The 11300-nt window shown below is 60.9% G+C and carries 8 protein-coding genes, 1 rRNA gene and 1 pseudogene; 5 read left to right on the top strand and 5 right to left on the bottom strand.

Translation table 11 applies throughout. The features are described 5' to 3' along the window. Positions 1–1448 (bottom strand): retention module-containing protein (locus tag H040_RS27055; protein WP_143512547.1); only part of this gene is annotated, 1448 nt, incomplete at its 3' end. Positions 1449–1820: 372 nt separating this feature from the next. Between H040_RS27055 and H040_RS27050 the strand changes: the two genes are divergently transcribed. From H040_RS27050 to H040_RS27040, 3 genes are read left to right on the top strand one after another with little or no spacing between them, the layout of a single operon-like run. Beyond that, entirely contained in the window at positions 1821–3158 is a 1338-nt protein-coding gene (locus H040_RS27050; RefSeq protein WP_027919376.1) for a TolC family outer membrane protein, read from the top strand. Positions 3159–3203: 45 nt separating this feature from the next. Beyond that, positions 3204–5360 (top strand): type I secretion system permease/ATPase, encoded by a 2157-nt coding sequence (locus H040_RS27045; protein WP_027919377.1) that lies wholly within the window; start codon positions 3204–3206, stop codon positions 5358–5360. Beyond that, complete coding sequence (locus tag H040_RS27040; RefSeq protein ID WP_027919378.1) at positions 5350–6726, top strand: HlyD family type I secretion periplasmic adaptor subunit; 1377 nt, start codon at positions 5350–5352, stop codon at positions 6724–6726. Before H040_RS27045 ends, H040_RS27040 begins: the two co-directional genes overlap by 11 nt. Before the next feature lie 112 nt (positions 6727–6838). On the opposite strand, the pseudogene H040_RS27910 reads toward H040_RS27040, so the two are convergent. Beyond that, positions 6839–7056 (bottom strand): annotated as a pseudogene (locus H040_RS27910) (HlyD family type I secretion periplasmic adaptor subunit); the annotation flags it as partial. 113 nt (positions 7057–7169) lie between these two features. On the opposite strand from H040_RS27910, the gene H040_RS27030 reads away from it, so the two are divergent. Continuing rightward, positions 7170–7511 (top strand): hypothetical protein, encoded by a 342-nt coding sequence (locus H040_RS27030; RefSeq protein ID WP_027919379.1) that lies wholly within the window; start codon positions 7170–7172, stop codon positions 7509–7511. A 2-nt stretch (positions 7512–7513) separates the two neighbouring features. Here the strand turns inward: H040_RS27030 and lapD are convergent, their stop codons facing one another. Continuing rightward, complete coding sequence (gene lapD / locus H040_RS27025; RefSeq protein ID WP_027919380.1) at positions 7514–9460, bottom strand: cyclic di-GMP receptor LapD; 1947 nt, start codon at positions 9458–9460, stop codon at positions 7514–7516. Positions 9461–9470: 10 nt separating this feature from the next. Beyond that, positions 9471–10217, bottom strand: coding sequence for a cysteine protease LapG (gene lapG / locus H040_RS27020; protein WP_177326705.1), 747 nt, complete (start codon positions 10215–10217; stop codon positions 9471–9473). A gap of 217 nt (positions 10218–10434) precedes the next feature. Between lapG and H040_RS27015 the strand changes: the two genes are divergently transcribed. Further along, complete coding sequence (locus H040_RS27015; RefSeq protein WP_027919382.1) at positions 10435–11124, top strand: GntR family transcriptional regulator; 690 nt, start codon at positions 10435–10437, stop codon at positions 11122–11124. An 85-nt stretch (positions 11125–11209) separates the two neighbouring features. Here H040_RS27015 and rrf read toward each other — a convergent pair. Beyond that, positions 11210–11300, bottom strand: a 5S ribosomal RNA gene (rrf, locus tag H040_RS27010); the annotation flags it as partial.

Here is an 11300-nt window from a genome sequence, read left to right as displayed (position 1 = left end):
TCGATAGTGTCTTCGACGGTCGCGGTTGTCGTCGCACCCGTCAGGTCCACAGCTTCGTAGTTGCCGCCATTCACCGCCGTCACAATCGCGGTCATCTGCGATGGATCGGTGTAAACATCGTCACCGTTGCTGTTCGGGACCTGCAGGGTACCTTTACCAGTGGAATCCACGTTAACGGTGTAGTCGGTGCCACCCACGTTGACCGTCAGAGTCACAGTGCTACCAGCTTGCGGCGGATGGCTCAGCTGGAAGTTGAAGGTGACGTTGGTGTCGCCCTCCTTCGCCGGCTGGGCAGAAACGGCCACAGTGGTGGTATCGATAGTGTCTTCGACAGTGGCGATCGTCGTCGCACCCGTCAGGTCCACAGCTTCGTAGTTGCCGCCATTCACCGCAGTCACGGTCGCCGTCACCTGCGACGGATCAGCGTAAACATCGTCACCATTGGTGTTCGGAACTACCAGGGTACCCTTGCCGGAGGCGTCGACAGTGATGTTGTAGCTGGTACCGCCAACATTGACGGTCAGTGTGGTAGTGCTGCCGGCTTGCGGCGGGTTGCTCAGCTGGAATTCGAAAGTGATGTTCGGATCACCTTCCTTGGCCGGCTGCGCCGTAACGGCAACGGTGGTGGTATCGATGGTGTCGACGATCTGGGTGACTGCCGGAGCAGGGTTCGGAGTGACCGTGATGCCACCGCCAGTGGTGCCGGTGATGGTCGTGGAGATCTCGCTGCCATCGATGTACGGCGTATCGTTCGGCGGGATGGTGACGCTCACTGTGCCCGTGGTCTGGCCGGCACTGATGACGATCACCTGGCCGTTGGACAGGGTGATGGTCAGGTCGGTCAGCGGCGCCTGGCCCAAGGTTGCGGTGTAGACGATCACACCGCCCGCTTCGGTAATGCTCGGCGTGGCGCTGAGCGTAAGGCCAGTGGTGATCGGCGCCGCTACTGTGGCGTTGCCATTGGTGTCGAGCCCGCCGACTTCCTGCTCGGTGCGCTGGGTATCGAAACCGATCGGGCCGGTCGGGAAGCCAATGGTCGGATCAACCACACCTGCAGTTTCGGCAAGCATCACGAACGAGTGGCCGCCCCCTACCGAGCCGCCCCCTGCAGCAGCCGGGCCCGCAGCAGTCGCTTCCAGGTCGGTGGTCGGGTCAGCACCTGCGGCAATGGCTTGCTGCAGTTCTTCGACCGACGGCGCGGCCTGGGCAGTTGCCTGGGTCAAGTCGGTTGTGCTGTCCGGCGCGTCCGAGCTCCATTGGGTATCGCGCCCCAGGTCCAGGGTCCGCCCGTCGGACAGTTCCAGTGTTACCGCCCCGCCAGCCCCGGTGAGTACCTGCTCCCCTGCCATGAGCCGATCGCCCTCGATCAGAACGCGGCGAATGCCTTCTGGGGATACTGCGATGACTTGGCCAACAATGCTTTTGACGATGGCAACAACACTGCTCATGGGGGGACTCTCCGGAATAGCCGCTCAAGTGGGCTTCTTGCCTAGCCGGCCATCAAACGCCGCTACGCGCTGTGAAAATTTGAAAATTAGGGGTACATAAGCGTATTTATTGACGCCAAATTTACGTCAGTTATTTGTCTATAACGGAAGGGAATTAACTTTATGCCAAAGTATTGACCTTCATCCCGCCATCCTAAACAATTGGTCGGGTAATGTCACATTGATATGTTTCACCTTTGTAACCCTTCCTCGTACTTTTCGCGGTACCTCTTCGGAACGGTCCACTTACGGTCATTCAAGGTTGCCATTTTGCAGGCTGGATCGGCTTCGGCCGTGATTTGCGACAAGCATTCCTCGGGAACAACTTAAAACATGCGTGCATCTGTATTCGCTGCTCTTCCGTTCGCCCTTTCCATCAGCTTCGTCCAAGCCCAGACCCTGCCTGAAGCCATGCAGAAAGCACTCGAGGTCCATCCCGAGATCCAGGCTGGCGTGAATGCCCGCACGGCCGCGGATTATCAGCTGCGCGCAGCCAAAGGTGGATACCTGCCGAAGGTCGATCTGACCGCCGGTTATGGCCGTGAAGGCACCGACAGCCCAAGCACCGGCAACCGCTGGGATACCCTCAATCGCGGTGAGTCGGCCATCAAGCTGCGGCAGATGGTTTTCGATGGTTTCGCTACCTCCAACGAAGTCGGCCGCCAACAAGCCACCGTCAATTCCCGTGCTTATTCGCTGCTCGGCACCTCCGAGCGCACCGCGCTGGAAGTGGCACAGGTCTACCTGGACGTGCTGACCCGCCGCGAGATGGTGCGTCTGGCCCAGGACAACCTGAGCAACCACGAACGTGTACTCGATCAGATCAAACTGCGCACCAGCCGTGGTGTAGGCCGCTACGCCGACCTCGATCAGGCCGAAGCACGCCTGGCCCAGGCCCGTAACAACCTGATCACCGAGCAGACCAACCTGGCCGACGCCAATACCAACTACCTCAGCGTGGTGGGCCAGCTGCCGGACGAACTGAGCGCACCCGCGCCCTTCATCGACCTGCTACCTGCCAACCTCGATGAAGCTCGCCGCCAACTGGTTGAAAGCAGCCCCATCCTGCGTTCGGCCGAGTCCGACATCGCCGCGGCGGAAAAGCAGTATGAAACCGCCAAGTCGACCTTCTACCCACGCTTCGATGCAGAGCTGGGCCGCACCGCCGATAACAACCTCGACGGCATGCAAGGCCACAACAATGAGTGGCAGGCGATGCTGCGGATGAACTTCAACCTGTACAATGGCGGCAGCAACAAGGCCGACCTCGAGTCGAAGTCGTACCTGGCCAACCAAGCCCTGGATATCCGCAACAACGCCCTGCGCCAGCTCAATGAAGAATTGGGCCTGGCCTGGAACGCTTTGGAGAACGCCAACGCCCAGGTGCCGATCGCCCAGCAGTATGTCGATCACAGCATCCGTGTGCGCAGCGCCTACCAGCAGCAGTTCACTCTGGGTGAGCGTACCCTGCTCGACCTGCTGGACAGTGAGAACGAGACCTTCACCGCCCAGCGCCGACTGGTGGAAGTGAAGAACATTCAGGTGTATACGCAATACCGCATCAAGGCGACCATGGGCCAGTTGCTCAAGAGCCAGGGCGTGGTCGCCCCGATGGCAACCGTCGTGCAGAACGACATGAAACCCAACGTGAGCCTCCCAGGCATGAACTGAGGCGCTCGCCCCCTGATCACCCGCAAGGTTTGAAGAGAGCACCGCGTGGAATCCGAAGTCAGCCGAGTCCAGCTCAACCACGATCCACGCAGTCAGCATGACGATCCGTTACTGGATAGCCTGCTGACCCTGTGTGTCCTGCACCAGAAGCCCGCTAGCCGGGCCATGCTCACCACCGGGCTGCCGCTGGAAGCCCAGCGCCTGACCATGGAGCTGTTGCCCCGCGCGGCCGCCCGTGCAGGCCTGCAGGGCCGCCTGCTGCAGCGCAAGCTGGAGCAGATCCCGAATATCGCCATGCCGGCCGTGTTGTTGCTCAAGGAAGGCCGCGCCGCCGTCCTGCTGGGCTGGGAGAACGACAACACCGCCCGCCTGTTGCTCAGCGAAAGCGACGGTGGCGAGGTGCTGGTCAGCCGGGAGGCACTGGAGGGTGACTTCAGCGGCAAGGTGTTCTTCGCCCAGCCGCAGCACAAGTACGACGTCAACCACGGTAACCTCATTCCGCGGACCCGCTCCTGGTTCCGTGACACCTTGCTGCGCAGCAAGTGGCTGTATATCGATGCCATTGCGGCCAGCCTGGTAATCAACCTGATTGCCCTGGCCGCACCGCTGTTCGTGATGAACGTTTACGACCGCGTGGTTCCGAACCAGGCGACCTCGACCCTGTGGGTGCTCGCGCTGGGCATTACTGGCGCGTACGTGTTCGACCTGATTCTCAAGGGCCTGCGCAGCCTGTGCCTGGACCTGGCGGGCAAGAAGACCGACCTGATCGTGTCGGCCACGCTGTTCGAGCGCATCGTCGGCATGTCGATGAAGTTCCGCCCGGCGCGGGTCGGTAGCTATGCGCAAAACATCCACGAGTTCCAGGGACTGCGCGACTTTCTCGCCTCGCTGACCCTGACCAGCCTGATCGACCTGCCCTTCACGCTGCTGGTTCTGCTGGTGATCGCCATCATTGGTGGGCACCTGGTATGGATCCCGATCCTGGCTTTCCCGTTGGCGCTGAGTATCGGCTACGCCTTGCAGAAACCTCTGATGGCGACCATGGAGCGGACCATGGCATTGGCCTCGGAGCGCCAGTCGAGCCTGATCGAGACCCTGGCAGGCCTGGACGCGGTGAAGGTCAACAACGCCGAAAGCGAACGCCAGTACATGTGGGAGCAGACCCTCGGCACCCTCAGCCGCTTGGAACTGCGGGTCAAGATGCTGTCGAGCCTGGCCATGAACATCACCATGCTGATTCAGCAACTGGCCGGCGTGGCGATGATCTGCGTGGGCGTTTACCTGATCATCGACGGCAGCCTGACCATGGGCGGCCTGGTGGCCTGCTACATGCTCAGCGGCCGTGCCCTCGGCCCGCTGGGCCAGCTCAATGGCCTGCTGGCCCGCTACCAGCACGCCAAGGTGACCATGGCCTCCACCGACCAGATGATGGAGCTGCCACAGGAGCGCAACTTCGAGGAGCGCCCATTGAGCCGCCAGGTGCTGCAGGGTGCCATCGAATTCCGCGGGGTCGAGTTCACTTATCCCAACCAGCAGAACCAAGCCCTCAAAGGCATCAACCTGGCGGTCAAGCCGGGCGAGAAGATCGGCATCATTGGCCGCAGCGGCTCGGGCAAAAGCTCGCTGGCCAAACTGATCGTGGGCCTCTACGAGGCAGACAAGGGCTCGCTGCTGGTCGACGGTGTGGACATTCGCCAGATCGACGTCAGCGAACTGCGCCACAACATCGGCTACGTACCGCAAGACATCCAGCTGCTGGCCGGCACCTTGCGTGACAACCTGGTCAGTGGTGCCCGCTACATCGAGGATGAGCTGATCCTGCAAGCCGCCGAGCTGTCTGGCGTGCACGAGTTTGCCCGGCTGCACCCGGATGGCTATGAACTGCAGGTTGGCGAACGCGGGCAGAACCTGTCCGGTGGCCAGCGGCAGAACGTGGCCCTGGGCCGTGCGCTGCTGCTGAACCCGCAGATCCTGCTGCTGGACGAACCCACCAGCGCCATGGACAACACCGGGGAAGAACGTCTCAAGCAACGCCTGCAGCCGGTCATGGAGGGCAAGACGGTATTGCTGGTCACCCACCGCGCCTCACTGCTGTCGCTGGTAGACCGCCTGATCGTCATCGATCGCGGACAGATCGTAGCGGATGGGCCAAAGGCCGCCGTCATGGATGCGTTGAAGAAGGGGCAGATCAGTGTCGCATAAGCTGGATTTCGCACAGGTCAAAGACAACCTGCGCCGGTACTTCAAAGGCTCCGAATCGTTTGCCGGGCAGCCCTTGCCCGAAGTCGGCAAGTCGCTGATCGAGGATGCCCCGCGGGTGGTGCGGCTGACCATTTGGGGGGTGATCGCATTCTTCATGTTCCTGATCATCTGGGCCAGCTTCGCCAAGGTCGATGAGGTCACCCGCGGCGAGGGCAAGGCTATTCCGTCCTCCAAGCTGCAGAAGATTCAAAACCTGGAGGGCGGCATCATCGCCGAAATCTATGCCAAGGAGGGGGAGATCGTCGAGGTCGGCCAGCCGCTGCTGCGCCTGGACGAAACGCGCTTCGCCTCCAACGTCGGCGAAACCGAGGCAGACCGCCAGGCCATGGCCTTGCGGGTCGAGCGCCTGAGTGCCGAAGTGGAAGACCGCCCACTGAACATCGACCCTGAGCTGCGCAAGGCTGCGCCGAACCAGACAGCCAGTGAGGAATCGCTCTACCAGAGCCGCAAACAGCAGTTGCACGACGAAATCGCCGGCCTGGAACAGCAGCTGGTACAGCGTCAGCAGGAACTGCGCGAATTCAATTCCAAGCGCGCCCAGTACGCCAACAGCCTGCAGCTGCTGCGCCAGGAAATCGCCATGTCCGAGCCGCTGGTAGCGCAAGGAGCGGTCTCCCAGGTAGAAATCCTGCGCCTGCGCCGCTCTGAGGTGGAGAACCGCGGCCAGATGGACGCCACAGCGCTGGCTATTCCTCGCGCCGAAGCTGCGATCCGTGAAGTGCAGAGCAAGATCGAAGAGACCCGTGGCAAGTTCCGCAGCGACGCCCTGACTCAGCTCAACGAAGCCCGCACCGAACTGAACAAGGCCACTGCCACCGGCAAGGCGCTGGATGACCGGGTCAACCGTACGCTGGTGACGTCGCCAGTGCGCGGCATCATCAAGCAGCTGTTGGTCAATACCATCGGCGGCGTGATCCAGCCTGGTAGCGATATCGTCGAGATCGTGCCGCTGGACGACACGCTGGTGATCGAGGCGAAAATCCTGCCCAAGGACATCGCCTTCCTGCACCCCGGCCAGGAAGCCACGGTCAAGTTCAGTGCCTACGACTACACCATCTATGGCGGGCTGAAGGCCAAACTGGAGCAGATCGGCGCGGATACCATCACCGATGAAGACAAGAAGACCACCTACTACCTCATCCGCCTGCGTACCGACCGCAGCCACCTGGGGAGTGATGCAAAGCCATTGCTGATCATCCCCGGGATGGTGGCCACGGTGGATATCATGACAGGCGAGAAAACCATCATGAGCTACCTGCTCAAGCCGATCATGAAAGCCCGCAGCGAAGCGCTACGCGAGCGGTAATATTGAAGCGGGCGAAATCCCTGTGGGAGCGGGCTTGCCCGCGAACACCGGCACAGCCGGTGCCCTCCACTGCGGCGCCCGCTCCCACTGAACCTGAATATGCCCTGTGAAGTCAGCGTTCGCGAAGGGCTTCGGTGCGCGCCTTGATGATGGGTTTGAGCAGATAACTCATGATCGTCTTTTCACCGGTCATGATGTCTACCGTGGCCACCATCCCAGGATAAGCTGCAGGGACTTGGCATCCGAACCCAGGTGGCTGCTCTCGGTCCGCATCTGATTCGGGTAATACGTGGTTTTCTTGCCTTCACCGGAGATGGTATCGGCGCCGACCCAACCATCAAGATCGACAACAGCAACTGCTGACGGGCAGGCGCATCTGGGCAAAGTTGCCTATGCTGCGCCAGAACCGACCCTGAAGGTTCAACGTGACGAGGATGGACGCCATGTTCTATGTGCAACGCGACGGCGAGGGGCAGTTGGCGCGGGTGGAAGCCGCGCCCTATGCCGAGTACACGGAAATCCTGCCCGCTGACCATGCGGAAATCCAGGAGTGGTTCGCCGACGATGTCGTCGAAAACAGCCTCAAGCAACTCAAGCAAAGCGACCTCGACATGATCCGCGTGCTCGAAGACCTTATCGAGGTGCTGACAGCCAAGGGCGTATTCAGCATCACTGACCTGCCGCCGGGTGCACAGGCCAAGCTGCTCAGCCGCTCCAGCGCGCGCAAGGCGCTGGGCAGCCTGAATAACCTGATCGAGGAAGAGGAAGAAGGCGGCTTGATCTGAGGTCAGCGCCAGGGCGCCGGCTCTCCAGACAGCCGGCCCTGGATCCCTTCGATACCCATAACCTGCAGTACCTGCCGTTCGCCTTCGGTCTCGACCCGTTCGGCGATCAATGGCAGGTCGATACTGTGCGCTGCACGCTGGATGGCTTCGATGAACAGCCGCTTGTGTTGCTCTTGGTCGATGTTGCGGATGTAACTGCCATCGATCTTCAGATACGCCAGGCCCAGATGCGCCAGGTTGCCAATCATGCTGAACCGGCCGCCAAACCGTTGCAGCGCCAGAGCAAAACCGAGCCCATGCAGACGCCGGGTCAATTGTTCCAGTGCAGCCTGCTCCGGCAGTTGTTCTTCGCCGATTTCGATGATCAGCCGTTCGCCCAGCGCCGAGTTCTGGCCCAGCAGTTCATAGACTCGCTGCAGTGCCCTGGGGTCGGCAAGGGTCGCGGCGGAAAGGTTGACGGCCAGTAGCTGGTCGTGGCTGTGCAGGTGCGCGAGCACTTTTTCCAGTACCAACAAGTCCAGCCGCGACATCCAGCCAAAGCGCTCCATCCAGGGCAGGAAGCGGCCAGCGGGCAAGGCCTCGCCCTGCTCGTCAAGCAGCCGCGAGATCACTTTGTAGTGGAGCACCCGTTGAGTGGCCTGAGCCTGTACCACCGGCTGGAAGAACAGCTCAAATCGGCCTTTGACGAACGCCTCGTCCAGGCGCGTATGCCACTCGTGCTGGCTGTCGCCAGCAACGGCAGCTGCGCCCTGCTCCAGGCAGACCCAGCCAGGTGTTGGCTGATTTTCGGCGCGCGCCAGTGCCTCATCGGCCAGTTTGAGCAGTGCCTGCGGCGCATCCCCCGGGCTGAAGGGTGCCAGGCCAATGCAGGCGACCGGAGAGATATCGCTGGCACCGGTTTCGTGCAGGCTCTGCAGTGCCGCCTCAAGTGCCTGGGCAAGCCGTACAGCGTCCTCGTGAACCATACCGGGTGCCAGGACGGCAAATTCACCACCACGGCTACGCGAGATCAGGTCGTTGGTCTCTGGGAAGGTGGCGCAGGTACGTCGCAGCTGCTCACCCACCGCTTGCAGCAGTTGGTCGGTGCGCTGGCCGCCAAGGCGCGCATTGAGCCCTGCCAGCCCTTGTACACGCAGCAGCAGCAGGTAACCGGCGCGGGCCTCTTCCAGGTTACTGACTCGGGCTGTCAGCTGCATTTCGAAGTATCGCCGGTTGGATAACCCGGTGAGGCTGTCCTGATAAGACTCCGCGCGCAACCGCTCACTGCGTTCGGCCTGCTCGGTGAACAAAGCCTTGAGCTTCTCGACCATCTGGTTCATCGCCTGCACCACGCGGCGCAGTTCCGGCGTACGCGGCAGCTCTGGCAGGCTGAGGAATTCACGGCGGGCAATAGCGTGGGACTGTTCGACCATATAATCCAGCGGGCGCAGCTGGCGGCGCAGCAGCAAGGCGCCGAGCACTGCACTGGCCGCGCCACACAACAACAGCCAGCCAAGGCTGCCCAATGCGCTCTGCCAGAGCTTGGCGATAGCGAACATCGGGTGGCTGATCACTTCTACCCGCGCAGCCTGTTGCCAGCCACGGCTGACGATGGCATCGCCGCCGGCAGCTTCCAGGCCAATCAGGTGGATGAACCAGGCCGGCACGTTACCTGGATCTGGCTCGGCATGTCGCTCCACCAGCACGGCATTTGAATCAAGGTCCACGACCTTGATGCTGGCGTAATAGCCACTGTCGAAGATCGAACTGACCATCAGCTCGACCATCGCCGGGTCATCGATATTCGGCGTAAGCGACAATGCCAGCGCTGTGGCCGCATCCTGGGCGTGCGAGCGCAATTGGTTGACGTACTGGCTGCGCGAGCTTTCCAGGCTGACCATGAAGCTGCCGCTGAACGCGACCACCAGGAACAGGCAAATGGCCAACAGCAATTGTTTGAACAGTGACATCTGTGCTCCTTCAGTAAATCGGTTCGGCCGGGAACCCTTCGGCCTGCATTTTCTTCAACAAGTCCTGCCAGCGGGACAGGCGCTTGGTATCGCCAACTTTCTTGTTGCCCGCGGCGCCCGTCAGCCACAGGCCTTCACCGTTGAAGGCATACACCGGCAGCAGGTCGGGCCGCTGGCTGGCTGGTTTGATCGCATCCATCAGGCTGTCGAGCACCAGTGGCTGCGCCTGTGGGGTTGAATAATAGGTCAGGACCATGTGCGCGCGGTTCTGGCGCAAGGCCTTGACGTAGGTGATGCGCAGCTTTTCGCTGGGGATACCCATGCGGCGCAGGCTGAAGTATTTGGCGATGGCGTAATCTTCGCAGTCGCCTGCCCCCTTGATGAGCGCCTGGATCGGTGTGGCCCAATAGTCGACCTCGTGCCACAGATCGATGTCTTCGACATAGCGCAATTGCTGGTTGAAGAACTTGTTGACCACCTGCAGGCGCTGCAGCTCGCTACCCTGGCTCTGGGTGGCCATCAGGTTCTGCCAGGCATCGATACGGCCCTTGCCTGCTCCAAGCGGCCCATACAGGGCCTGGGACTTGCGACTGATCTCGGCAAAGTCCCAATCCGCGTGCAGCACGCCCAGCAGCAAGCTTCCCAGCAGCAGGGCAAGGCCAACACGTCGCACGGCGGTTTTGAGCAGCCGGGTAATCGCCACTGCGAAGCCCTGTTCAGATCGTCCGAAAGCAGCGATGGTGCGGGTTGGCCGCATAAAAGACAATGGCACCGCGCAATCATCTAGCCGGTGGTCGGCTGCTATAACTTTATTGTTAGCGCTTAGCGTGTGTCGCTTCCTTTGCCGGTGAAACTCATCCACCATATTTGTGAGCTTGGGCCACCCGCTTTGTCGCGGGCGCAAAGTTTGACAAGCCCCCTCGCCTCTAATTAGTGTCATTGGATCCAACTTTTGTCGTCGAGGCACACTTCGCTTGGCCGAGAAAATCAAACTCAGTAACGTGCTGGCCAGCGAGCAGCTGCCATCACACTTAGCCCGTGGCGTCATCGAAGAACGCCTGCGCAGCGCCATTCTCGATGGCCGTCTGCCACCCGGCACTGCCGTGCGTCAACAGGAGATCGCCGATTTGTATGGCGTCAGCCGCATGCCTGTGCGCGAAGCACTGCGTCAGCTGGAGGCGCAGTCGCTTTTAAAGGTAGAAATCCACAAAGGCGCAGTGGTCGCACCGTTGATTGGCGAGGACGCGGTCGACACCTATGCGTTGCGTGTGCTCCTCGAGAGTGAAGCACTGCGCCAGTCGATCCCGTTGCTTGATGCCAGCGACATTGCCAGCGCCCGTGGCTACATCCAGCAGTTGGAGAACGAAACCAGTCATGCGGAAATCGGCCGTCTTAATCGACTGTTCCATATGGCGCTGTATGGCAAGGCATCCAATAAGAAACTGCTGCGCCTGATCGAGAATGAGCTGAACGAGGAAGAGCGCTTCCTGCGTTTCCACTTGTCGTCCATGGGACTGGGAAAGTTGACCCAGGACGACCATAACGCTCTGGTGGACGCTGCCGCTGACAAATTGGTCGACGAGGCAGTCAGAGTGCTAGAGCAGCACCTGAACAATGGTGCGTGGGTGATCCGGAACTACCTGGACACACAACTCGCCTGCTAACGGCCGTCGAAGCCTGCGGCAGTGCGTTGTAGTCGGAAAAGAAAAAGCCCCTGTCTGCAGTGCAGACAGGGGCTTTTTGTTTGAATCTTGACGATGACCTACTCTCACATGGGGAAACCCCACACTACCATCGGCGATGCATCGTTTCACTGCTGAGTTCGGGATGGGATCAGGTG

The sequence above is a fragment of the Pseudomonas sp. URMO17WK12:I7 genome, from assembly GCF_003269045.1.
GTDB lineage: Bacteria > Pseudomonadota > Gammaproteobacteria > Pseudomonadales > Pseudomonadaceae > Aquipseudomonas > Aquipseudomonas putida_J.
Note: the sequence above shows the minus strand (reverse complement) of the source record. Positions and strands in the feature narration are given on the sequence as shown.